This is a genomic window from Pseudomonas sp. CBC3 (genome assembly GCF_037967085.1).
Taxonomy (GTDB): Bacteria; Pseudomonadota; Gammaproteobacteria; order Pseudomonadales; family Pseudomonadaceae; genus Stutzerimonas.
In genome coordinates this window covers 214,774-238,951 of the sequence record NZ_JBANEO010000001.1, presented here as the reverse complement: position 1 = coordinate 238,951, position 24,178 = coordinate 214,774, and the positions used below count along the sequence as shown (strand labels likewise).

Here is a 24,178-nt window from a genome sequence, read left to right as displayed (position 1 = left end):
AACGGATCGCTCTTGTAGCGGTCAATTGTCCGTTTCTGGTCGGCTCTGTCGACTATTGGTTTGGTCGTGCATCTGATGGCCGCTATCGATAGCGGCCAAATCAAGCGCGCTTCATGGAGGTTGTATGCCGCAGCGCCCGCCTTTCGAGGCATTGTTCAGGACTTCTCCGAACGCTTATTTATTGCTTGATCGCGAGTTGACCATCCTGGATGCCAACGAGGCATACCTGAAGCTCACCGGGCGCCAGCTCGAAGACATCGTAGAGCGTCGCATACACGACGCGTTCGCCGCTGATCCGCAAGCGCCGGAAACGACCCATGTCGAGGAGTTGTTGGAATCGTTCGTCCGTGTGCTAAGCACCGGGGCTGTGGATACGCTGCCGATCATCCGCTACTCGATCGCGGTAAGCGCCGATAACGGTGCGGCTTATGAGGATCGTTACTGGAGTGCAACGCACAGCCCGTTGCTCGATGAGCAGGGCGAGGTGATCGCGATCCTGCAGCACACCATGGACATTACCGAGCTGCAATCGCTGAAGGCTTCGCAGCGCTCGGCCGAATCGTGGGGGCAGCCGCTGCAACAGCTCGAAGCAGCGATCATGTCGCGCGCCGGATTGATTCAGGACGAAGGCAATCAGCTGCGCCAGCTATTCGCACAAGCTCCGGGTTTTGTCTGCTTCCTGCGCGGTCCGGAACATGTATACGAGTTGGTCAACGAGGCCTATCAGCAGCTCACCGGTAATCGTCAACTGATCGGCAAGCGGGTAAATGACGGATTGCCCGAGCTGGCGGAGCAGGGCTTCATCGATCTGCTGGACCAGGTTTATCGTACGGGCGAGCCCTACCGTGGCGCAGGGTTGCGGACGCTGTTGCAGCGTCGTCCCGATGCCGAGCCCGAGGAGGTCTATCTCGATCTGGTGTTCCAGCCAATCATTGGGCGTGACGGGCGGACGTCAGGTATTTTCGTGCAGGGCAGCGACGTGACCGAGCAGCATCGCAGCCAGCAAGAGTTGCAGGAACACCGCGAACATCTTGAGGATCTGGTTCGTGAGCGGACGCGGGAGCTATTGCATAGCGAGTCCGAGCGCCGGGTGGCAGAGGCGGCGCTGATGCAGGCGCAGAAGCTCGAAGCGGTCGGTAAGCTGACCGGCGGCATCGCCCATGACTTCAACAACATGCTGCAGATTATCGGTGGAAATTTGCAGTTGCTGCGCCGCAATTTGAGCGGCGACGAGACGGCGCAGCGGCGTTTGGAGTCGGCGGTTGGCGGTGTGGAAAAAGGCGCACGTCTGGCGTCCCAGTTGCTCGCGTTTGCCAGCCGTCAGCCGCTTCAGCCGCAGTCGATCGATCTGGGTGAGCTGCTGGATCAGATGAGCGAGTTGTTGAGCGGCGCGCTGGGACGGGCCGTGCAGGTGAAGGTCGATATCCAGTCGGATCTATGGTCGATTTTCGCCGATGTCGGCAATCTGCAGGCCGCTATTCTCAATCTCGCGGTCAACGCACGTGATGCGATGGTCGGTGGCGGTGCGCTGTACATACAACTGCGCAACCGTTCGCTGGGTGCTGCGCAGCTGGCCGATCAGCCTGGTGTCGCTGCCGGGGCTTACGTGGAGTTGAGTGTAATCGACGAAGGCGAAGGCATGCGTCCCGAGGTGCTGGCGCGCGCCTTCGAACCCTTCTTCACCACGCGCCAGGACGCCAATGCCTCGGGGCTCGGTCTGAGTATGGTGTATGGCTTCGTTCGGCAGAGCGGAGGCTTTGTTGTGCTGGAAGGCGAAGAGGGTAAAGGCACGACCGTGCGGGTCTATCTGCCGAGGGCCGCTGCCGAGGGCTTTGAAGGGGGCGAGTCGGGCGGCGAACGTGAGCGCAACCCTGCGTCGGCGTCCAGCGTCGGCATGGCCGAGGCGACGCCGGAGCAGGCTGCAGGCTTGAACATTCTCTTCGTCGAGGACGATCCGACATTGCGCATGCTCACCGGCGAGGTGATGGAGGAGCTCGGCCACCAGGTCAGTCCCTGCGAATCGGCGGAGGCTGCGCTGGAAATGCTGGAGCAACGTCGCTTCGACGTGTTGCTGACCGATGTGGGGCTGGCCGGTATGAGCGGTATTGAACTGGTGCGTCAGGCGCGGTCGCGCGATGCTGCGCTGAGTATCGTGATCGCCTCCGGATACGCCATCAATGCTCGTGAAGAAGGGCTGGATAATCTACGCACCATGCTCAAACCCTATGACATTCATCAGGTCAGGACGCTGCTCGACAGCATTCGGGCCGAACGAATGAGTGTCGCGCGCGGCTGAGCCTGGCTGGTTAAATAATCACCAAAGCGCCTTGCGTGGTTGGCCGGGCTTCTCTAGAATTGCGCCCCTTGCCCGGATGGCAGGCGTTTGCGCGCCTCTCTGGCAGGCAAGACAACATACTCATTCACTCCTTGCCTGATCCGCGTGTTGCGGCAGGCTGCAACCCGTAAGGAGCAACAATGCGTCATTACGAAATCATCTTTCTGGTCCACCCCGACCAGAGCGAGCAGGTTGGCGGCATGGTGGAGCGTTACACCAAGCTGATCGAAGAGGACGGTGGCAAGATCCATCGCCTGGAAGACTGGGGTCGTCGTCAGCTGGCTTACGCCATCGACAACGTCCACAAGGCCCACTACGTGATGCTGAACGTCGAGTGCAGCGGCAAAGCACTGGCCGAGCTGGAAGACAACTTCCGCTACAACGACGCCGTCATCCGTAACCTGGTCATTCGTCGCGATGAAGCCGAGACTGAACAGTCCGAGATGCTCAAGGCTGAGGAAAACCGTAGCGAGCGCCGTGAACGTCGTGATCGCCCTGAATCTGACTCTGTCAACGAAAATGACAGCGACAGCGACAGCCGCGACAACAACGCTGACGAGTAATCCACGGACCTATTGAGGAGCCTATTTCATGGCACGTTTTTTCCGTCGTCGTAAGTTCTGCCGTTTCACTGCAGAAAACGTGAAAGAGATCGACTACAAGGATCTCAACACACTGAAAGCCTACATTTCCGAAACCGGCAAGATCGTTCCTAGCCGTATTACCGGAACCAAAGCACGCTATCAGCGCCAGCTGGCTACCGCTATCAAGCGCGCCCGCTTCCTGGCCCTGCTGCCCTACACCGACAGCCACGGCCGTTGATCGAGCTGTTCGACAGACGTAAAGGATAGATCGCATGCGTGCCCTGGCTGACTTCATCATGCGCGGCCGTATGCAGGCGATTGTTGTAGTGGCTGGCTCTGCGGCGTTGCCGATGTTGTTCTGGCTATGTGCTGCAGCAGGAAGCCTGGTGTTGTTGCGTCGAGGTCTGAATGACGCGCTAGGCGTATTGGTCTGGGCTGTATTGCCCGCACTGGCCTGGTGGTATTTCGGGGATCCTCGCACGCTGCTGGTACTGCTGGGATCGTTCGGGTTGGCGCTGTTGTTGCGCAACCGGAGTTCCTGGCCTCGAGTGATGTTGTGCAGTGTGGGGCTCGGGTTGTTGTATGCCTGGGCGCTTGGAATGGTTTTCGGCGAGCCGATCGCGGCGCTCGCCACCGAGTTGCAGAAAGTGCTGCCCGACATGCTGTCGGAGGCCTATCAGCAGCTCTCGGTGGAAGAGCAGACCCGTTTGGGCGCATTGCTGATACCGGTTCTAACCGGATTGTTGGCAGCGCTGCTGCAGATAATCACCCTGCTCAGTCTGATGCTCGGACGGTATTGGCAAGCGTTGTTGTACAACCCGGGTGGCTTCGGGCTCGAGTTCCGGGCGCTGCGCTTTTCGCCGGTGCCGGCGATGGTGCTTCTTGCGGGCATGTTGCTAGGGCCAAGCCTTGGTGTGCAGATGGCGATGCTGGCTCCGCTGTGCAGTGTTCCGCTGGCGTTTGCCGGTATTGCATTGGTGCACGGGCTGGTGGCGAAGAATCGGATGTCGCGGTTCTGGCTGGTGGGGCTTTACGTCACGCTGGTGCTGTTCATGCAGTTGATTTATCCGTTACTGGCCGTCATGGCTATTGTCGACAGTTTGTTTGATTTTCGCGGTCGGGCATCTCGTGATGACGATGCGGGGCCTGCGAACGGTGAAGGTTAAGTTAGAGAGGTAAGACTCAAATGGAAGTCATCCTGCTAGAAAAAGTCGCAAACCTGGGCAACCTGGGCGACAAGGTAAACGTCAAGTCTGGTTACGGCCGCAACTACTTGCTGCCGCAGCGCAAGGCTACTGCTGCAACCCCGGCCAACATCGCCGAGTTCGAAGCTCGCCGTGCCGACCTGGAAAAAGCTGCTGCCGAGCGTAAGGCTTCTGCCGAAACTCGCGCTGCTCAGCTGGCTGAGCTGGAAGTCACCATCACCGCGACTGCGGGCGATGAGGGCAAGCTGTTCGGTTCCATCGGTACTCACGACATCGCTGACGCCCTGACCGCCTCCGGCGTTGAAGTGGCGAAGAGCGAAATCCGTCTGCCGAACGGCACCATCCGTCAGGTTGGTGAGTACGACGTAGCCGTGCATCTGCACACCGACGTCGAAGCGACCGTGAAGCTGATCGTGGTTGCTGGCTGAGACCAGCCGTCGTCTGGTACCTCTGGTGCCTGACGCGTAACATCGGGCACGTTTCCATGCGAGTGGAACGTGCCCTTTGTTTTTCTGAACATGAGGCTCTGTTGATATTTCGTGGCAAGCCGCACGAAACGCCACCAGGCCATAAGAACACCGAGTGCCATGAACGACATCAGCATCCCCCAACAGTACGATTTGGAAACCGCCGCGCTCAAGGTGCCGCCGCATTCCATCGAGGCCGAGCAGGCCGTTCTTGGCGGGCTGATGCTGGACAACAACGCCTGGGAGCGGGTGCTGGATCAGGTGTCCGATGGTGACTTCTACCGTCACGACCATCGGTTGATCTTTCGCGCCATCTTCGCGCTGGCCGAGCGCAACTCGCCATTCGACGTGGTGACGCTTTCCGAACAGTTGGACAAGGAAGGGCATCTTTCACAGGTCGGTGGTCTGGCTTATCTGGGTGAACTGGCGAAGAACACGCCCTCGGTTGCGAACATCAAGGCGTATGCGCAGATCATCCGGGAGCGGGCGACACTGCGGCAGTTGATCGGTATCAGCAACGAGATCGCCGACAGCGCCTATGCGCCACAGGGCCGAACCGGGGAAGAGATTCTCGACGAAGCCGAGCGGCTGATCTTTCAGATCGCCGAAGCTCGCCCCAAGACGGGCGGGCCGATCGGTATTAACGACATTTTGGTCAAGGCCATCGATCGCATCGACTCGTTATTCAACGCGGGTGAAGCGATCACGGGCATTTCCACCGGATTTACCGACCTCGACGAACAAACAAGCGGTCTGCAGCCGGCGGACCTGATCATCGTCGCGGGCCGACCCTCGATGGGTAAGACCACCTTTGCGATGAACCTGGTCGAGAACGCCGTACTGCGCTCAGACAAGGCGATCCTCGTCTACTCGCTGGAAATGCCCGCCGACTCCATCGTGATTCGTATGCTGGCCTCGCTCGGCCGTATCGACCAGACCAAGGTGCGGACCGGCAAGCTCAGCGACGACGACTGGCCGCGACTGACTTCGGCGGTCAACCTGCTCAACGACCGCAAGCTGTTCATCGACGACACGGCCGGCATTTCCCCCTCGGAAATGCGCGCCCGTACGCGGCGCCTTGCCCGAGAGCACGGCGAGATCGGCATGATCATGGTCGACTACCTGCAGCTGATGCAGATTCCCGGCTCCAGTGGCGACAACCGTACCAACGAGATTTCCGAGATTTCCCGCTCGCTCAAAGGTCTAGCCAAGGAGTTCAATTGCCCGGTGATCGCGCTGTCCCAGCTCAACCGATCGCTGGAGCAGCGTCCGAACAAACGGCCGGTGAACTCTGACCTTCGTGAGTCCGGCGCCATCGAGCAGGACGCCGACATCATCATGTTCGTCTACCGGGACGAGGTCTATCATCCCGAAACCGAATACAAGGGTGTGGCCGAGATCATCATCGGTAAGCAGCGGAACGGTCCCATCGGCACCACGCGGCTGGCGTTCCTCGGCAAATACTCCCGCTTCGAGAACCTGGCGCCGGGCAGTTACCAGTTCGATGATGAATAAAGGCAGCTTGGAGCTTGATCGCGATCGGTTGCGGATCGTAGGGTGGGCCAAGCTTCCCATTCGATGAGTGGGGCATCAGATGTAAACGACATGTCCCTGACGCTTGGCTTCCAGCTTCCAGCTTCCAGCTTCCAGCTTCCAGCGGTTCAGCCTAAGATTCCATCTTCCCCTCGATGCCAGGAACCCTCCCATGCGCCCCCTCGTTGCCACGGTCGATCTGACCGCCATCCGTCACAACTACGCCCTTGCGAAACGTTGCGCGCCGGGGCGGCGGGCTTTTGCGGTGGTCAAGGCCGATGCCTATGGGCATGGCGCCGCGTCGGTAGTGGCGGCTCTACGCGCTGAAGCTGACGGCTTCGCCGTGTGCAGCGTCGAGGAGGCGCGCGTCGTACGGGAACAGGCGCCCGAGGCACGCGTGCTGCTGCTCGAAGGTTGCTTCGATCTGGAGGATTGCCGGGCGGCGATGGAGTTGGGTTTGGATATCTCGGTGCAGGGTGCCGAGCAGGCGCAGCGGCTTCTGGATTATGCGACGACGCGCCCGCTGAACGTCTGGCTCAAGCTGGATTCGGGGATGCACCGACTGGGCTTCGATACGGCCGAATTGAGGTCTTGGGCCGAGCGTTTGCGCGCCGCGCCGCAGGTGGCAGAGCTGAATCTGATGAGCCATTTCGCTTGCGCCGATGAGCACATGCATCAGCTGACCGAGCGTCAGCTGGAAAGTTATCAGGGGCTGCAGGATCTCGTCTTCGACCAGCGCAGCTTTGCCAACTCCGCAGCCGTATTGACGCTAGCCCCGGCGCACATGGATTGGTTGCGCCCCGGCATCATGCTCTATGGCGCCTCGCCGTTTGCCGAGCGCAGTGCCGCCGAGCTGGGATTGCAGCCGGCCATGACTCTGAAAGCCGAGGTAATCGCCATGCACGAAGTGCCGGTCGGCGAAAGCGTCGGTTATGGCGCGACCTGGGTAGCGCAGCGCCCATCGCGTATCGGCACCGTCAGTTGTGGTTATGCCGATGGCTATCCGCGTCATGCACCATCGGGCACGTCGGTCATGGTTCGCGGTCAGCGCGTACCGCTAGCAGGACGGGTGTCGATGGACATGTTGGCGATCGATCTGACCGATATTCCCGACGCGGCCATCGGCGATGCGGTCGAGCTTTGGGGCGCACAGATGCCCGTCGACGAGCTGGCCCATGCTTGCGGCACCATCGGTTACGAGTTGCTCACCAAGGTGACGCAGCGGGTGCCGCGGCGATATATCGGGTAGAAGCAGGTGAAAGCCTGAAACAAGAGCGAGAAGCTTGGTGGCGTAGTGTGGTCCCCACACTGGCTTCCAGCTTCTAGCACAAAGACCGAGGTGTTTACTCGGCCTTCCTGATCATTTTTTGTGCTATATTCCGCGCCCGTTTTCGTTGCCCGGTTTTTCGCCATGCACGCTGCCAAGCCCCTGTTCGACTATCCCAAATACTGGGCCGAGTGTTTTGGTCCGGCGCCTTTCCTGCCGATGAGCAGGGAGGAGATGGATCAGCTCGGCTGGGATTCGTGCGACGTCATCATCGTCACCGGTGATGCTTACGTCGACCATCCGTCTTTTGGCATGGCGATCATCGGGCGGCTGCTGGAAGCCCAGGGCTTTCGCGTTGGCATCATCAGTCAGCCGGACTGGCACAGCAAAGATGACTTCATGAAGCTCGGCGAGCCGAACCTGTTCTTCGGCATCGCCGCCGGCAACATGGACTCGATGATCAACCGCTACACGGCCGACCGAAAAATGCGTTCAGACGACGCTTATACGGCCGGTGGTCTGGCTGGAAAGCGTCCGGACCGTGCCAGCCTGGTCTATAGCCAGCGCTGCAAGGAAGCCTACAAGCACGTGCCGGTGGTGCTGGGCGGTATCGAAGCCTCGCTGCGCCGCATTGCGCATTACGACTATTGGTCCGACAAGGTGCGCCGTTCGATCCTGATGGATGCGACTGCGGATATCCTGCTCTATGGCAATGCCGAACGTGCCATCGTCGAAGTGGCCCAGCGCATCGCGCGTGGCGAAGCGGTCGAGCAGATCACCGATGTGCGCGGTACCGCCTTCATCCGCAAGAGCGCAGCTCCGGACTGGTACGAGATCGATTCGACCCGGATCGACCGACCCGGCAAAGTCGACCAGATCATCAATCCCTACGTCAGTACCCAGGACATGCAGGCCTGCGCCATCGAGAAGGACAAGGGGCCCGTCGAGGACCCGAACGAGGCGAAGGTCGTCCAGTTGCTGCCGAACCCGAAGATTGAACGCGACAGGACGGTGATCCGTCTGCCGTCGTTCGAGAAAGTGCGCAACGATCCGGCGCTGTACGCCCATGCCAACCGCGTGCTGCATCTGGAGACCAATCCGGGCAACGCCCGTGCGCTGGTGCAACGTCACGGCGATCACGACATCTGGCTGAATCCGCCGCCGATACCGCTGACCACCGAAGAGATGGACTACGTCTTCGCTTCGCCGTACGCGCGTGTTCCGCACCCGTCTTATGGCGGTGCGAAGATTCCCGCTTACGAGATGATCCGCTTCTCTGTGAACATCATGCGCGGCTGCTTTGGCGGCTGCACTTTTTGCTCGATCACCGAGCACGAGGGGCGCATCATCCAGAGCCGCTCGCACGAGTCGATCCTGCACGAGATCGAAGAGATGAAGAGTGTGCCGGGCTTCACCGGCGTGGTCTCGGACCTCGGCGGCCCGACCGCCAACATGTACCGGCTGGCCTGCAAGAGCCACGATATCGAGAAGCATTGCCGTAAACCATCCTGCGTGTTCCCGGGTATTTGCGAAAACCTCGATACCGACCACAGCTCGCTGATCGAGCTGTATCGCAAGGCGCGTGCGCTGCCTGGCGTGAAGAAGATCCTGATCGCCTCGGGCCTGCGCTACGACCTGGCGGTGGAATCGCCGGAATACGTCAAAGAGCTGGTCACCCATCATGTCGGCGGCTATCTGAAGATCGCCCCGGAGCACACCGAGCGCGGCCCGCTGGACAAGATGATGAAGCCGGGCATCGGTTCCTATGATCGCTTCAAGCGGATGTTCGAGAAGTATTCGAAGGAGGCGGGCAAGGAGCAGTACCTGATTCCGTACTTCATCGCCGCGCATCCGGGCACTACGGATGAGGACATGATGAACCTCGCCCTGTGGCTGAAGGCCAACGGCTTCCGTGCCGATCAAGTGCAAGCCTTCTATCCCTCGCCGATGGCCTCGGCCACGGCGATGTATCACAGCGGCAAGAATCCGTTGCGCAAGGTGACCTACAAGAGCGAGGGGGTAGCCATCGTCAAGAGCGAGGAGCAGCGCCGCTTGCACAAAGCCTTCCTGCGCTACCACGATCCCAAGGGCTGGCCGCTGTTGCGTGAAGCCCTGCAGCGCATGGGTCGCGCCGACTTGATCGGATCCGGCAAGCACCAGCTGATTCCTGTGCATCAGCCGGCAGCGGATGGCTACCAGAGCGCACGGCGCAAGAATTCCACGCCGGTGGGAAGCAAGAAGGCCGGGCAGGGTGGGCAGATTCTCACCCAGCACAACGGGCTGCCGCCGCGCAGCCACGACGGCAATGCCTGGGACAAGCGCGAGCAGGCCAAGGCCGCTGCTGAAGCGCGGCGCAAGGCCGCAGCCGGTGGTGGAAAGCCATCCGGCAAGAGTCGTAAACCTTCGCAGCGTCCCGCCGCGCCGCGTTGAGGTTGCTGCCACCCCAGCTTCGATGGTCCGGCGCTCTTAACTCTTGAAGGCAAGTGTCGCCTGGTTCAGTTCGCTGGCCAGGCGCAGCATTTGTTCGCTTTGCTCGCGACCGCGTCCGATATACGTCAGATTGCTATCGCCCAGCTGATGGATGCGTTCGCTATGGCCGCGAATCTCGCTCACCGCCTCGCTCTGCTGTGCAGTTGCATGGGCGATCTGCGCCGCCATGTGTTCGATTGAGCCAATGGTGACGACGATCTGATCCAATGCCGAGTCGGCTGTTTCGGCCAGCTGGGCGGTCGCTTCGGCGTGATCTACCTGGATGCGCATGGCCTCTACCGATTGATGGGCGGCTTTCTGCAGGTTGCCGATCAGCAGTTGGATCTCTTCGGTAGCGCCGCTGGTGCGTTGCGCCAGGGTACGGACTTCATCGGCGACCACGGCGAAGCCACGGCCCTGCTCGCCTGCTCTGGCTGCCTCGATCGCGGCGTTCAGCGCAAGTAGATTGGTCTGCTCGGCGATTGAGCGAATCACGATCAACACCTTGCCGATGGTGCCGGTTTCATCGGCGAGGTGTTCGATGGCTCGGGCATTGCCCTGCACTTCGCTGACTAGGCTATGCAGTCCTGTCAGGCTCTTGCCGATGACGTCCTGCCCCTGGTTGACGGCCAGGCTGGCGGCGCGGCCGGCGTCGGCTGTCTGTTCGGCGCTATTGGCGACCTCCTGGATGGTTGCTTCCAGTTCGCTAAGAGCGTCTCGAATCTGTGCGGTGTCGCTGCTCTGACGGCTGGCGCTTCGGTGCAGATCGCTGCTCATATCCGCCAGGCTGCGGCTGTTGCCGGTGACCTCCTGGGCGTGCTGGCGCAGCGTTCCGACCAGCGTGAGCAGATAGCTGCGCAGTTGGTTGAGCGATGTGCCGATCTCGATCATTTCCGGTGTTCGGGTATGAAGCCCGACGGGTTTTTCGAAGTCGCCTCCGGCCCATGCCGAAAGCGCGGGCGCGAGTTGCGCCAACGAGCGTGTCAGCTGGCGCTGCAAACGATCGATGGCGAGCGCGATAAGCAATATCAGGGCAATGATGGTGCCCTGGATGACGCGAACCTCCGATTGGATGCGTCCATGTTCGGCGCGAATTACCGGCTCCAGTTCGGCGAGTGCCAGCTGCAGCGCAGCGATTTTTTGTGCGCTGCCGGTCATTAGTTCGCTGCGTTGCTGGATCTGTTCCCGCGTGCGTTGAAGCTCGGCAGGGTAGCGATTGATCAGCCCAAGCAAGTCGCGCTTGAGGGCGATGCCCTGGTCTTCAGCGGCCTGCTCGGACTGCTCCTGTTCAAGATTCAGTAATGCGGCGAAGGCGCTGGCACCCGTGCGCTGTTTGGTTGCGATGCCCAGCAAAGGCAGCGCATCGAGCGTGTCCGCTTCCTTGCTCAGTGTCTGCAATACCTGATTCACCTCCATCGCCAGTTCGTCCTGACCGCTGCTGACCAGCTTGCCGCGCGCATGACTGAGGCGCAGCAGCTGGCGGCTGGCCTCGAATAGCGGTGTCTGGTATGACTGCGCCGCAGCCTGGGAGCTTTGCGCTACGTATCGATGCAGCTGTGCCAATGTACCGGCAATCTCCCGCTCGGCTTGCAACAGCAGGCCTTGGGGATCGCCAGCGAGCTTGCCGGCGGCCAGCAACTCGCTGGCAGTGTATTGCTCAAGCTGCTCCAGGCTGGGTCTTAGGCGATCGGCAAACTGGTTCGGCAGGGCTTCCACCTCCGCCGAAAGCCCTTCCAGCGCCTGCATTGCCGCGCTGTGGCTGATCGCGTTTCCGCTAGCCAGGTAGTCATGGATATTGTGAGCGGCCTGGTGCTCGAATCGCTGAGAAAGCCCAAGATAGCTATCCATCAGTTGATAAGGGCGCCGCAGTTCGCGCTCAGACCACCAGAGCGTGATGCCCAAGGCGAGGCAGATCGCAACGAGCAGGCATGTGTTGACTGTGGTGAGCGACTTCAGACGCATCCTGACCTCCAAATGGTAGGGAGGTCAGCAATGTATGGCTATTTGATGTCACCCATGTGACAGGGTGTACCGCTCGACTCGGTTGCGGCCGCCGTGTTTGGCGCGGTAGAGCGCTTCGTCAGCCTGCTTGGTAAGCGACCGGGTGTCGGCGCCGGGAGTCAGTTCGGCAATGCCGCAACTGAAGGTGCAGGACAGGTCGGCTGGTTGTGCCGGGTAGCGGATCTCGGCAAAGCGCAGGCGGATTTCGTCGAGCACCTTTGCCGCGTTTTCGATATCGGTGTTCGGCAGCACCACAGCGAACTCCTCCCCACCATAGCGGCCAATATGGTCGGTTTTGCGCAAACGCTGCTTCAGGAACAGGGCGAGGCTTTTGATGACTCTGTCGCCCATGGGATGCCCGTAGGTGTCGTTGACCTTTTTGAAATGATCGATATCGATCATGGCGAAGCACAGTGGCTGACCGTCTCGGCGGGCTCGTGAGGCGGCGTCTTCGAGCAACTGCAGGCTGTGCGTATGGTTGTATAGCCCGGTCAGGCTGTCGCGAACGATTCGTGCCTTGAGATTGCGTGCCCGCTCGGCGCGAGTCCGCACGGTAGCGATCAGATGGCTTGGCTTGATCGGTTTGGTCAGGAAGTCATCACCGCCTTCGTTCATCGCATCGAGCTGTTTTTCGAGATCATCTTCCGCCGACAGATAGATGATCGGCACGCTCACGTAGCGTTCGTGCTGCCGAATGACCTTGGCTAGTTCGGTGCCCAGACATTCGGGCATGTACATGTCCAGGATGATCAGATCGGGCTGGAATTCAGCCAGATAAGTAAAGGCCTGAATGGGTTCGTTGAGCGTCTGGGTGATGATCCCCGCGTTGTTCAGTACGCGTTCGGTATGTGTCGCCTGGGCACGCGAGTCGTCGATGATGAGCACGCGGAAGGGTTCGTAGTGGGCGGTACGGGTAAGCACTTCGACCTTTTCCAGCAGGCTCGATGCGTCAATGGTACCGGTGAAGAATTCAAGGCCACCGGCGCGCACCGCGGCCAGGCGCATGGGCGTGTCGGTTTCCTCGTGGCTGAAGAAGATCAACGGCAGTTTCTCTTCCAGGCCCAGTTGCACGCGCTCGGCGAGTTTCAGCCCTTCGCCCGGGCCATTGAAGTCAACATCCATGATCAGGGCTGCGGGGTGGCGCTCATGCATGGCGGCACGAAACGCTTCGTCGCTGGCAAATGCCTGAGCGGCCATGCTGAAGAACTCAAGCTGGCGGACCACGTGATTGGCGCGCTCGTTGTCCTCCAGGGCGATGTAGATAGGCTTGCTCAATGCCGGGACATAGCCGGACTGCCCGCGCGGATCGCTATGACGCAGGCCGGTACGGGCCAGGCGATAGATCAGTTGACTGAGGGTGGCGATGGTGTCGCTCGACAAGCGCCCGCGGTTTTCGTTGATATCCCCCAGGCACTCCTCGATAGCGAGTGCGAGTTGTCGATGCTCGGTCTGTTCGAAGCGTTCGGCAAATCGCCGCAGGCGTTGGCTGGCATCGGCAAGGGCAGTTCGGTAGTGATCGTTCCATTCGCTGCGTTGCAGCTGCTGCCAGACTTCGAGTACCTCTCGTGCCTGGTGGATCACCCGTTGCGCGAAGTGCTGTTTGAGTTCTTCTTGGTCCGACATTTTCGGTTCTCTGGGCCCGCTGCGGCAGTCTTCTGAGAGGGCGCGATGGTGGCCGCATGCTACCACTGAACTGGTCGATCGACAGCGTGCACGTAGGTGGCTTGGTTCTCATTATGAGGTTTGGGTGAATCGGCTGCGTTATAGTGGTTCGCCTGCCGCAACGCTCTTAGCGACCGATGGTCGAATCTTTGCATTTTGAGAAGAAGGACAGACCCATGTTGGATTGGAAGAACCGCTTCGGCCGTCTCGGCTCGTCGGGAAGCACAGCCAGGACGGACGGGACGACTCGCAATCCGTTGGTGCTGGCGCTCGTCGCAGTGATTGCAGTCTATTTGCTGGTTGCGTTGCTGGTGGGCTGGTACTGGAGTTCCGAGCCTGATCGCTTCTCGGTGCAACAGCACGTTCAGCAGGCAGCCAATGCTTCGCAGCAGCAGATCGTCAATGGCTACACCACAGTCGAGACCCTCAAGCGGGTTGCCAGCACCCTGCTGGACAAGTCAGGCGGCTACCTGACCAATGACGTCGCGCCACCCGGTCTGTGGCTGGACAACATGCCAAGCTGGGAATACGGGGTCCTGGTTCAGGTGCGTGATCTTAGCCGAGCGTTGCGCAAGGACTTTGCACGATCACAATCCCAATCGACCGAGGATACCGACCTGTCCAAGGCCGAGCCGCTGTTCAATTTCGACAATCGCAGCTGGGCTCTGCCTGCCAGCGAATCGGAATACCGCAACGGCATCCGCTATCTGGACCGTTACCTGGCGCGCTTGAGCGACCCGGCGCCCAAGGCGCAGTTCTATTCGCGTGCCGATAATCTGAATAACTGGCTGGGAGATGTCGGTACTCGGCTGGGCTCGCTGTCCCAGCGACTGTCGGCCAGCGTTGGCCGGGTACGCCTGGATGCCCAGGTAGCGCCGGAGCTGGAGCGTGAAGGCGTGCAGCAAGTGCTCGAGGAAGAGCGCGTCGAAACCGCCTGGCTGCAGATCGATAACGTGTTCTACGAGGCGCGTGGGCAGGCTTGGGCGTTGTCGCATCTACTGCGCGCCATTGAAGTGGACTTCGCTGATGTGCTGGCGAAGAAGAACGCGACGATCAGCGTCAGGCAGATCATCCGTGAGCTCGAAGCTGCACAGGAGCCGCTCTGGAGCCCGATGGTGCTCAACGGCAGTGGCTATGGCGTGCTGGCGAATCATTCGCTGGTGATGGCGAACTACATCTCGCGTGCCAACGCGGCGATCATCGATCTGCGCATGCTGCTGTCGCAGGGGTGAAGGCGAGAGGGGGGCTGGAGGCTGGAAAGCTGAGCGAATAAGGATGTGAGCGTTGCAGGGGCGGCGTTTCGTTTCAGCCTTGTTGTTTTCGGTGCCTGGTTTGGTGGGCTGAAGCCCACCCTACCTACTTGCAGCTTGCAGCTTGCAGCTTGCAGCTTGCAGCTCAGTTTTCTCAATCCAACCCGAGTTTCTTCAGCCGATAACGCATCGAGCGGAACGACAGCCCCAGCCGTTGGGCGGCCGCGGTGCGGTTCCAGCGGGTTTCTTCCAGCGCCTGCATGATCAGCTTGCGTTCGACATCCTCGAGGTGGTCTTCGAGGTTGTCGATTTGCGCGAGGTTCGCTTCGCCGTTTTCCGACGTGCCGGGTGCGTCTGCCAGGCGCAGATCGCTGGGCTTGATCTCATCGCCTTCGCAAAGCGTGTAGGCCCGTTCCAGCATATTTTCCAGCTCGCGAACGTTACCGGGAAACCGATAGCTCTGCAGTTTGGCCACTGCGTCGGGATGTAGTCGCGCCGGCGTGTCGTTGCATTCCCGGGCTAGGCGGCGGAGCATGGCTTCGGCCAATTGAGCGATATCTTCGCGGCGCTCCCGCAGCGGGGGTACGCGCAGCTCGATGACGTTGAGCCGATAGTAAAGGTCCTGACGGAAACGGCCGGCCGCCACTTCGCTGGCGAGATCCTTATGGGTGGCGCAGAGAATCCGTACGTCCACCACCACCTCTTTCGCGCCGCCGACCGAGCGGACGGCTTTTTCCTGAATCGCGCGCAGCAGTTTCACTTGCATCGGAAGGGGCAGGTCCGCCACTTCGTCAAGAAACAAGGTCCCGCCAGCGGCTGCCTGGAACAGGCCCGGTTTGTCTTCCACCGCGCCCGTGAAACTGCCCTTCTTATGGCCGAAAAATTCGCTCTCCATCAGCTCCGATGGAATCGCGCCACAGTTGACCGGAACGAACGGGCGCTCGTGACGTGGACCTTGCTCATGGATCAGCCGCGCCACCAACTCCTTGCCACTGCCGGACTCACCGCTGATGTAGACCGGCGCCTGACTGCGTGCCAGTTTGCCGATCTGTTTGCGTAACACGTTCATCGGTGGCGAGGCGCCGAGCAGACGGCTATCGACGCTCAGATCATTGGGGTTCGGCGCACGCAGCCGCAGCGCCGTGTTGACCAGTTCCCGTAGCCGGCCAAGATCGACCGGTTTGGTGAGAAAGTCGAAAGCACCGGCTTTGAGCGCTCCGATGGCCGTATCGAGGCTGCCGTAGGCGGTAATCATCGCCACAGGAAGTTGCGGATACTGTTGCTGGATGAACTGCACCATCTCCAGTCCGCAGCCATCGGGCAGGCGCATGTCGGTCAGGCACAGGTCGTAATGCTCGCGCGCCAGGCACTCGCGGGCTTCCTTGAGATTGCGGGCGCTGCGGGTGTCCAGCTTCATGCGCCCGAGGGTGATCTCCAGGAGTTCCCGGATATCGGGTTCGTCATCGATGATCAGCGCTTTCTGGCGGGCGGTCATGGTCTCGGTCTTTCGGTTGTGGCGCGGAGTCGGCAATGTTAACGCTACAGCGCGTGCTTTGTACCGCGACCTGGCTGATGTGTGACCCGTGCCGCCTCGTCAGGTCAGCTTGCGCGGATGCGCGAAGACGATACGGAAGCAACTGCCGCCCTCGGCTCGTTCTCGGTAGTCCAGACGAGCCTGGTTGCTTTCGCATAGCTCTCGAGAGATATAGAGGCCCAGCCCCGTGCCCTTGTTCTCTGTCGTAAAAAAAGGCTCGAAAATATTCTGCAGTTTGTCGGTTGGCACGCCTGGGCCGTCGTCGAGCACTTCGAGCACCGGCAGATCGCTGGACTCGTCGCGGAACAGCTGTAGCCACACCTGTGCTTGATCGTTCAGCTGGCCGCTGTAGCGAAGGCCGTTCTGCACGAGGTTGGTCAGCACCTGGATCAGCTGGTTCGGGTCCATGCGGGTCTGCAGGGAGCTGCCGCGGGTTTCCACGTGCACGCGCTGATGTGGCGGCAAGTTCTCACGGAACTCGCTGGCGAATCGATGCGCCCAGTATTTCAGGTCCAGTAATTGCGGCTCGGCCTGGCGTCGGCGTGACAGCTGCAGCACGTTTTCGATGACCAGATTCATGCGCCGCGAATGGTCCTGAATGATCTGCGTGAGCCGCAGATCCGCCGCGTCCAGGACTTCCGACTCCTGCAGCAACTGAGCGGCGTGGCTGATTGCGCCGAGCGGGTTGCGGATCTCGTGGGCGATGCTTGCCGTCAAGCGGCCAAGGGATGCCAGCTTGAGCTGCTGGGCTTTCTGCGCGATCTGAGAAATGTCCTCGAGAAACACCAGGGTGTCCTGTTTCACGCCGTGCTGCAGGATGGCGAAGCTCGGTTGTAACGTGGCGCCGTTGGGCGTTGCTTTGAAATTGCGCGGGCGCAGGGTCGGGTTGTCGCGCCATTGTTGCAGGCCTTTGATTAGGTCGGGGCAGCGTGGCGCCAGCCGCTCTCCAGCCAGTGATTGTTGGCCAAGCAGGTCGAGCGCGCCTTGATTGGCGAGCAGCACGCGTTCCGCTTGGTCGAGCACGAGTATCCCGGTGCGCATACGCTGCAGGATTTGCGCATTCAGCGCTTCGAGGTTGGCGACTTCCTCTGCGCGTTGGCGTGCCAGGGTTTCGCTGACCTGCAGCCGCCGCGTCAGACCTTGCACCAATAGCGCGGCGGCGAAGCAGAGCGTGCCCAGCGCTGCGGCCTGGACGTACTGGCTGCCCGTGGAGGGATCGCTGAGGCTGAGGTAGAACGTCAGGTAGATGAGCCCGGTCGCGGCAACCGCGGCGATGAAAAAACCGATGCGCCCATGCAGCAGTATGTTGGCGATGGCGACCGCGACGATCAGCAGGTTGCCGATCCCGCTGGGCGTGCCGCCGGCAAAATAGAACAGCGCCGTGAGCAGTACGACGTCCAGCAGGGCGAGGCCCAGCACCGGCAGCTCTCGCTTCGGATTTTGCAGCAGTACGGCGATGAGAATATTGAGAATCAGGTAGACCCAGGCGCCATAGTGAAAGGCCGCCGGGTTGATCATGCGCATCAGGTCGCTATGTAGATCGCTGCTGATGAGCAGCACCAGCACGATGCCGATCGCAACGCGATAGAGATGGTAGAGGCGAAGGATTCGCTGGCCTTGGTGGCCCAAAAACGTCAGGCGCTCAATTCCCACCTGACTGATTGTCCTGTTCCAGGTGTCCCTGGCTGCAGTACCAGCGATCATGATTCGGCAGCGCTTGCTCGCGTGGCAGATGCACGCCGCAGTGAGCGCAGCGAACCATCATCACGGTGGGCTGTTGCGGTTTGCCGGTCGCCTTCGGCTTGCTTGTCAGGCGGCGCCAGAGCCAGAACGCCGCGGCAATCAGAATGATCCAGAACAACAGACGAAACAGGCCCATATTGCTACTTCCTGGCTAAGGCATGCGGATCTGCCGTCTGGCAGGTTCTGTGGTATTGCACGTTGGTCGTCCTGGCGTCGGGCTGCCTTAATCGAACAGGCCGAAGGTCAGGTAACTCCACCAGGAGCGGCCTTCACCTTCTTGCTCGTTTTCCGCTTCGGCTTCTGCCTCCCGCAGGACGGGGCGCAGTTCATCCGGCAGATCCTGTGCGGCGTTTTCGTACTGGCGCACGACGTCGCGGTTGGATTGCGAGGTGTCCGGAACCTCGTTTTCCGTTTCGATCAGGCCAAGCGTGGCGCGAGACAGCCAGCCGCGGTTGTCGGCTTCTTCTTCGCGCGGCACGAACTCGCCGTCTTCCAGGCTAGGATGCTGCGGGTAGTTGAGCTTCAGTGTTTCCAGACTGGTGCCGGCTAGGTCGTCGAGTCCCAGGCGCTGGTAGGCTTCCGTCATGACGGCTAGACCATCGCCTACAGCGGGTGTGCCCTGGAAGTTTTCCACCACGTAGCGGCCGCGGTTGGCCGCAGCGACATAGGCCTGGCGACGCAGGTAGTAATCGGCGACATGGATTTCGTTTGCCGCCAGCAGGTTACGCAAATAGACCATGCGTGCCTTTGCGTCCGGGGCGTAGCGGCTATTCGGGAAGCGGGTGGTCAGTTGGGCGAATTCGTTGAAGGAATCGCGCGCGGCACCCGGATCACGCTTGGTCATGTCCAGTGGCAGAAAGCGCGCGAGCAGCCCGCGATCTTGGTCAAAGGAGGCTAGGCCCTTCAGGTAGTAGGCGTAATCGACGCTCGGATGCTGTGGGTGCAGACGAATGAATCGTTCGGCCGAGGAGCGCGCGGCTTCGGGCTCGGTATTGCGATAGTAGGCGTAGATCAGTTCCAGCTGCGCCTGCTCGGCGAAGCGGCCGAAGGGATAGCGAGACTCAAGGGTCTTCAGTTTGTTGATGGCGCTGGTATAGCTCTTGTTGTCCAGGTCGGCCTGTGCCTGCCGGTACAGTTCCGCTTCGCCGAGGTTTTCGCTGATGGTTTCGTTCGATGAGCAGGCAGCGGTTAGGGCGAAAATGGCGATCAGCAGCAGGTGTTTCACTTGCATGGCGGCTTGCGTCCCTGTGACGGCTGGCTGTCTCGCGCTGAGCCGTCCTGTTATGATGAGCGCCCCGGTTGGCCGGGACAAAGACGCCGTATTTAAACACAAGCGTGTTGCCGAAACCAAAGGCTCCGCCTGCGTCGCTATCCGCAGGTCGGTTCTTCTTGTACGTCAGCCAGTTTTGTCATGGGCCCTTGGCGGCACTCGGTCGATAATCGCTCGTCACCCTGGCCTAACTGCCGCACCCTTTGCCTTTCCCCTCATTTATGAAGCGCCCTTAATTATGTCCACGATCTCGACTCAGGCCATCCATCTTCGCGCCGAGGTGCCGTTCGACCTCGGCGGGCAGCGCCTCGATCAGGTTGCGGCGCAGCTTTTTTCGGAACATTCCCGTTCGCGCCTCGCTGCCTGGATCAAGGACGGGCGGCTGACGGTAGACGGCGCCGCGTTGCGTCCCCGCGATACTGTGCATGCGGGCGCGGTTCTGGAGCTTTCCGCCGAGCAACAGGCGCAGGGCGAGTGGGTGGCGCAGGATATTCCGCTGGATATCGTCTTCGAGGATGAGCACATCCTGGTGCTGAACAAGCCGTCTGGTCTGGTGGTGCATCCCGCGGCAGGGCATGCCGATGGCACGCTACTCAACGCACTGCTGCACCATGTGCCGGATCTGATCAATGTGCCGCGCGCCGGCATCGTGCATCGTCTGGATAAGGACACGACGGGGCTGATGGTCGTGGCCAAGACGCTGCAAGCGCAGACGCGTCTGGTCGAGCAGTTGCAGGCGCGCAGCGTCAGCCGCATCTACGAAGCCATCGTCATTGGTGTGATCATCACCGGCGGTACTGTCGACGCGCCCATCGGCCGGCACGGCCAGCAGCGCCAACGCATGGCGGTGGTTGAAGGCGGCAAGCCCGCCGTCAGTCACTATCGAGTGCTGGAGCGCTTCCGTTCGCACACCCATGTCCGGGTCAAGCTGGAAACCGGGCGCACCCACCAGATTCGCGTGCATATGACCCATATTGGCTATCCGCTGGTGGGTGACCCACTGTATAGCGGGCGCTTCCGTATTCCGCCGGCAGCGAACCCGACCATGGTGCAGACGCTGCGCGACTTCCCACGACAGGCGCTGCACGCGCGGTTTCTCGAGCTTGACCATCCGGTCAGTGGTGAGCGGCTGAAATGGGAATCGCCGTTGCCGGATGATTTCGTCTGGTTGCTGGCGCTGCTGCAGCAGGATCGCGAGGCGTTCGTCGGGTGAACGCCTGGCCTGGCGACTGGATCGTCCCCGACTGGCCGGCCCCGCAGCACGTGCGGGCCTGTGTCACCACCCGCAACGGCGGGACGAGTCAGGCGCCTTTCGACAGCTTCAACCTGGGTGATCACGTCGACGATGATCCGGTCGCTGTGGCTGCAAATCGGCAGCGCTTGCAGCAGCTGCTCGGTTGCCAGCCGGCCTGGATGAGTCAGGTGCATTCGAGCTCTATCGTCGAAGCTGATCCGAATGCATGTCCCGCCGCCGATGCCAGCTGGACGGGCGCGCAGGGTATCGCCAGCGCCGTACTGACCGCCGACTGCCTTCCGGTGTTGTTCTGCAACCTCGGCGGGACCCGGGTAGCGGCCGCGCATGCCGGCTGGCGCGGGTTGGCCGGCGGCGTGCTGGAGGCGACGGTGGCAGCGATGGGCGGGTCAGATGCGCAGTTGATAGCCTGGCTCGGTCCGGCGATCGGACCCGCTGCATTCGAGGTCGGCTCCGAGGTGCGTGAGGCGTTCGTGTCACAGCATGCAATAGCAGCCGAAGCGTTCGTACCCAGCCGCAACGCAGGTCGCTACATGGCTGATATCTATCAGCTCGCCCGCATCCGGCTTGCTGCCTGCGGTGTCACCAGGGTCTTCGGCGGGGGCTTGTGTACCGTGACTGACCCTCGCTTCTATTCCTATCGTCGGGCCGCTCGTACCGGACGCTTCGCCAGCTTGGTCTGGATAGACGGATAAAGAGCGGCAAGCTGGAGCTGCAAGGGCGCGTCTGGCAACCCCAAACCGGCAAGTTGCAGCCCCACCCATGACATGCATCAGCCCCATCCGGCTTGAATCTCTCACAATCAGCCTCATCTAAGTTTCCATCTCGCAGGCTTTCGTTCGAGGTGCGATTGAGTGCGCCGGCCTGCCTTACTGAAAGGTGACTACATGCGTATCGATCGTTTGACCAGCAAGCTGCAGCTTGCCCTCTCCGATGCCCAGTCCATCGCCGTCGGTCTTGATCATCCCTCCATCGAGCCGCTGCATTTGATGCAGGCGCTGCTCGATCAGCAGGGCGGTTCGATCAGGTCGCTGCTGATGCAGGTGGGTTTTGACATCAACGGCTTGCGCCAGGCTTTGACCAAGGAGCTGGATCAGCTGCCCAAGCTGCAGAACCCCACGGGTGACATGAACATGTCGCAGGATCTGGCACGTCTGCTCAACCAGGCCGACCGCTTGGCGCAGCAGAAGGGTGATCAGTACATTTCCAGTGAATTGGTGCTGCTCGCAGCGCTCGATAGTAATACCCGGCTGGGCAAGTTGCTGCTGGCCCAAGGTGTAAGCAAGAAGGCGCTGGAAAACGCTATCGCCAACCTGCGCGGTGGCGATGCGGTCAACGATCCCAATGTGGAGGAATCGCGTCAGGCGCTGGATAAGTACACCGTCGACATGACCAAGCGGGCCGAAGACGGCAAGCTCGACCCGGTGATCGGCCGCGACGACGAGATTCGCCGAACCATCCAGGTGCTGCAGCGGCGGACCAAGAACAACCCGGTGCTCATCGGCGAGCCTGGTGTCGGCAAGACTGCCATCGTCGAGGGGCTGGCCCAGCGCATCGTCAACGGCGAGGTGCCCGACGGCCTCAAGGATAAGCGCTTGCTGGCGTTGGATATGGGCGCATTGATCGCCGGCGCTAAGTTTCGCGGGGAGTTTGAGGAGCGCCTCAAGGCCGTGCTCAATGAGTTGTCCAGGCAGGAAGGCCGGGTCATCCTGTTCATCGACGAGCTGCACACCATGGTCGGCGCCGGCAAAGCCGAGGGCGCCATGGATGCCGGCAACATGCTCAAACCGGCACTGGCGCGTGGCGAGCTGCACTGCGTCGGCGCCACCACGCTGGATGAGTATCGCCAGTACATCGAGAAGGATGCGGCACTGGAGCGGCGCTTCCAGCGCGTTCAGGTCGATGAGCCGAGCGAAGAAGACACCATCGCCATCTTGCGCGGCCTGAAGGAGCGCTACGAGGTGCATCACGGCGTATCCATCACCGACGGCGCGATCATCGCCGCCGCGAAGCTGTCGCACCGCTACATCACTGATCGGCAACTGCCGGACAAGGCCATCGACCTGATCGATGAGGCGGGTAGTCGCATTCGCATGGAGATCGACTCCAAGCCTGAGGAATTGGATCGCCTCGATCGACGCTTGATCCAGTTGAAGATCGAGCGCGAGGCGCTGAAGAACGAAGACGACGAGGCGACCCGCAAGCGCCTGGCCAAGCTCGACGAGGAAATCGTCAAGCTGGAGCGCGAATACGCCGATCTGGAAGAGATCTGGAAATCGGAAAAAGCCGAGGTGCAGGGCTCCGCCCAGATGCATCAGAGGATCGAGCAGGCCAAGGCCGAACTCGAAGCCGCGCGACGCAAGGGCGACCTGGCGCGAATGGCCGAGCTGCAGTACGGCATCATTCCGGATCTGGAGCGCAGCCTGCAGATGGTCGACCAGCACGGCAAGGCGGAGAACCAGTTGCTGCGCAACAAGGTGACCGATGAAGAGATCGCCGAGGTCGTCTCAAAATGGACCGGTATCCCGGTCTCGAAAATGCTCGAAGGCGAGCGCGAGAAACTGTTGAAGATGGAGGAACTACTGCATCAGCGCGTGATCGGGCAGCACGAGGCGGTGGTTTCGGTCGCCAATGCGGTGCGCCGCTCGCGTGCCGGGCTGGCCGACCCGAATCGCCCCAGTGGTTCGTTCCTGTTCCTTGGGCCAACTGGCGTCGGCAAGACTGAATTGTGCAAGGCGCTGGCCGAATTCCTTTTCGATACCGAGGAGGCGATGATCCGCATCGATATGTCCGAGTTCATGGAGAAACATTCGGTGGCGCGGCTGATCGGCGCACCGCCCGGCTATGTGGGGTACGAAGAGGGTGGTTACCTGACCGAAGCGGTCCGTCGCAAACCGTACTCGGTAGTGCTGTTGGATGAAGTCGAGAAGGCTCACCCGGACGTCTTCAATATTCTTCTGCAAGTGCTCGAGGACGGCCGCCTGACTGATAGCCACGGACGTACGGTGGATTTCCGCAATACGGTGATTGTGATGACCTCGAACCTGGGATCAAGCCAGATCCAGGATCTGGTGGGTGATCCCGATGCGCAGCGGGCGGCGGTCATGGACGCGGTCAGCAGCCACTTCCGGCCGGAATTCATCAACCGTATCGATGAAGTGGTGGTGTTCGATCCTCTGGCGCGCGAGCAGATCGCGGGTATCGCTCAGATTCAGCTGGGCCGCTTGCGGCAGCGTCTGGCCGAGCGTGAGTTGAGCCTTGAGCTCAGCGAAGAGGCGATGAGCAAGCTGGTCGCGGTTGGCTACGACCCGGTCTATGGCGCGCGGCCACTGAAGCGTGCCATTCAGCGCTGGATTGAAAACCCGCTCGCTCAAGACATCCTGTCTGGCGCGTTCGAACCGGGGGCCAGCATAGCCGGCACAGTGGAGGGTGATGAGATCCGCTTCGCCAAGGCTTGAGGTCGGCGGCAGGGCCACCCAGCCAAGGTGGCTCTGTCGAGGTTGTGGCAAGGCTCCCGTGTCGTTCGTCGCGAGTCGGCTGAGCTCGCAACGCGTTGTAGTAAATCGCATTTTTTCTGTTGACAGGCGCGTCGAGAACCGTAAAATG

At 60.9% G+C, this 24,178-nt stretch carries 18 protein-coding genes; 12 read left to right on the top strand and 6 right to left on the bottom strand.

Going from position 1 to position 24,178, the window contains the following annotated elements; translation table 11 throughout:
- Positions 1-124 precede the first annotated feature (124 nt).
- The 8 genes from V6943_RS01115 (at position 125) to V6943_RS01080 (ending at position 9,821) form a co-directional block, all read left to right on the top strand.
- Positions 125-2,296 carry a PAS domain-containing protein gene (locus V6943_RS01115; RefSeq protein WP_340552358.1) on the top strand — a complete coding sequence of 724 codons (2,172 nt, stop codon included), beginning with the start codon at positions 125-127 and terminating at the stop codon, positions 2,294-2,296.
- A 179-nt stretch (positions 2,297-2,475) separates the two neighbouring features.
- A complete protein-coding gene (gene rpsF / locus V6943_RS01110) occupies positions 2,476-2,898 on the top strand; it encodes a 30S ribosomal protein S6 (protein ID WP_131649791.1) in 423 nt (140 codons plus the stop codon).
- A gap of 28 nt (positions 2,899-2,926) precedes the next feature.
- Positions 2,927-3,157 carry a 30S ribosomal protein S18 gene (rpsR, locus tag V6943_RS01105; protein WP_019340128.1) on the top strand — a complete coding sequence of 77 codons (231 nt, stop codon included), beginning with the start codon at positions 2,927-2,929 and terminating at the stop codon, positions 3,155-3,157.
- Positions 3,158-3,191: 34 nt separating this feature from the next.
- A complete protein-coding gene (locus V6943_RS01100; protein ID WP_340552357.1) occupies positions 3,192-4,085 on the top strand; it encodes a hypothetical protein in 894 nt (297 codons plus the stop codon).
- 20 nt (positions 4,086-4,105) lie between these two features.
- Positions 4,106-4,552, top strand: coding sequence for a 50S ribosomal protein L9 (rplI, locus tag V6943_RS01095; RefSeq protein WP_131649793.1), 447 nt, complete (start codon positions 4,106-4,108; stop codon positions 4,550-4,552).
- A gap of 159 nt (positions 4,553-4,711) precedes the next feature.
- On the top strand, positions 4,712-6,106 hold the full coding sequence (gene dnaB / locus V6943_RS01090) for a replicative DNA helicase (protein ID WP_131649794.1): 1,395 nt from the start codon (positions 4,712-4,714) through the stop codon (positions 6,104-6,106).
- Between the two features lie 190 nt (positions 6,107-6,296).
- Positions 6,297-7,373 carry an alanine racemase gene (alr, locus tag V6943_RS01085; RefSeq protein WP_340552356.1) on the top strand — a complete coding sequence of 359 codons (1,077 nt, stop codon included), beginning with the start codon at positions 6,297-6,299 and terminating at the stop codon, positions 7,371-7,373.
- Positions 7,374-7,535: 162 nt separating this feature from the next.
- Positions 7,536-9,821, top strand: coding sequence for a YgiQ family radical SAM protein (locus V6943_RS01080; RefSeq protein WP_340552355.1), 2,286 nt, complete (start codon positions 7,536-7,538; stop codon positions 9,819-9,821).
- A gap of 36 nt (positions 9,822-9,857) precedes the next feature.
- On the opposite strand, the gene V6943_RS20325 is transcribed toward V6943_RS01080, so the two are convergent.
- Both V6943_RS20325 and V6943_RS01070 read right to left on the bottom strand, forming a co-directional pair.
- A complete protein-coding gene (locus V6943_RS20325) occupies positions 9,858-10,637 on the bottom strand; it encodes a methyl-accepting chemotaxis protein (protein ID WP_445324117.1) in 780 nt (259 codons plus the stop codon).
- A gap of 1,233 nt (positions 10,638-11,870) precedes the next feature.
- Positions 11,871-13,484: a response regulator gene (locus V6943_RS01070; RefSeq protein ID WP_181099929.1), complete on the bottom strand. Its 1,614-nt coding sequence runs from the start codon at positions 13,482-13,484 to the stop codon at positions 11,871-11,873.
- 215 nt (positions 13,485-13,699) lie between these two features.
- Here V6943_RS01070 and V6943_RS01065 point away from each other — a divergent pair, with 215 nt between their 5' ends.
- Positions 13,700-14,755: a DUF2333 family protein gene (locus V6943_RS01065; RefSeq protein ID WP_340552353.1), complete on the top strand. Its 1,056-nt coding sequence runs from the start codon at positions 13,700-13,702 to the stop codon at positions 14,753-14,755.
- Positions 14,756-14,927: 172 nt separating this feature from the next.
- Here the strand turns inward: V6943_RS01065 and V6943_RS01060 are convergent, their stop codons facing one another.
- The 4 genes from V6943_RS01060 to V6943_RS01045 all read right to left on the bottom strand — a co-directional run bounded on the left by V6943_RS01060 (position 14,928) and on the right by V6943_RS01045 (position 19,281).
- Positions 14,928-16,268 (bottom strand): sigma-54-dependent transcriptional regulator, encoded by a 1,341-nt coding sequence (locus tag V6943_RS01060; RefSeq protein ID WP_340552352.1) that lies wholly within the window; start codon positions 16,266-16,268, stop codon positions 14,928-14,930.
- 99 nt (positions 16,269-16,367) lie between these two features.
- Positions 16,368-17,960, bottom strand: coding sequence for a sensor histidine kinase (locus V6943_RS01055; protein ID WP_340552351.1), 1,593 nt, complete (start codon positions 17,958-17,960; stop codon positions 16,368-16,370).
- A complete protein-coding gene (locus tag V6943_RS01050) occupies positions 17,950-18,186 on the bottom strand; it encodes a PP0621 family protein (RefSeq protein ID WP_340552350.1) in 237 nt (78 codons plus the stop codon). Before V6943_RS01050 ends, V6943_RS01055 begins: the two co-directional genes overlap by 11 nt.
- An 87-nt stretch (positions 18,187-18,273) precedes the next feature.
- Positions 18,274-19,281 (bottom strand): outer membrane protein assembly factor BamD, encoded by a 1,008-nt coding sequence (locus tag V6943_RS01045; protein ID WP_131649803.1) that lies wholly within the window; start codon positions 19,279-19,281, stop codon positions 18,274-18,276.
- Positions 19,282-19,558: 277 nt separating this feature from the next.
- Between V6943_RS01045 and rluD the strand changes: the two genes are divergently transcribed.
- The 3 genes from rluD (at position 19,559) to clpB (ending at position 24,030) form a co-directional block, all read left to right on the top strand.
- Positions 19,559-20,533 carry a 23S rRNA pseudouridine(1911/1915/1917) synthase RluD gene (rluD, locus tag V6943_RS01040; RefSeq protein WP_131649804.1) on the top strand — a complete coding sequence of 325 codons (975 nt, stop codon included), beginning with the start codon at positions 19,559-19,561 and terminating at the stop codon, positions 20,531-20,533.
- On the top strand, positions 20,530-21,267 hold the full coding sequence (gene pgeF / locus V6943_RS01035; protein ID WP_340552349.1) for a peptidoglycan editing factor PgeF: 738 nt from the start codon (positions 20,530-20,532) through the stop codon (positions 21,265-21,267). The genes rluD and pgeF overlap by 4 nt, the downstream gene beginning before the upstream one ends.
- A 192-nt stretch (positions 21,268-21,459) precedes the next feature.
- On the top strand, positions 21,460-24,030 hold the full coding sequence (clpB, locus tag V6943_RS01030; protein WP_340552348.1) for an ATP-dependent chaperone ClpB: 2,571 nt from the start codon (positions 21,460-21,462) through the stop codon (positions 24,028-24,030).
- Positions 24,031-24,178: the final 148 nt, after the last annotated feature.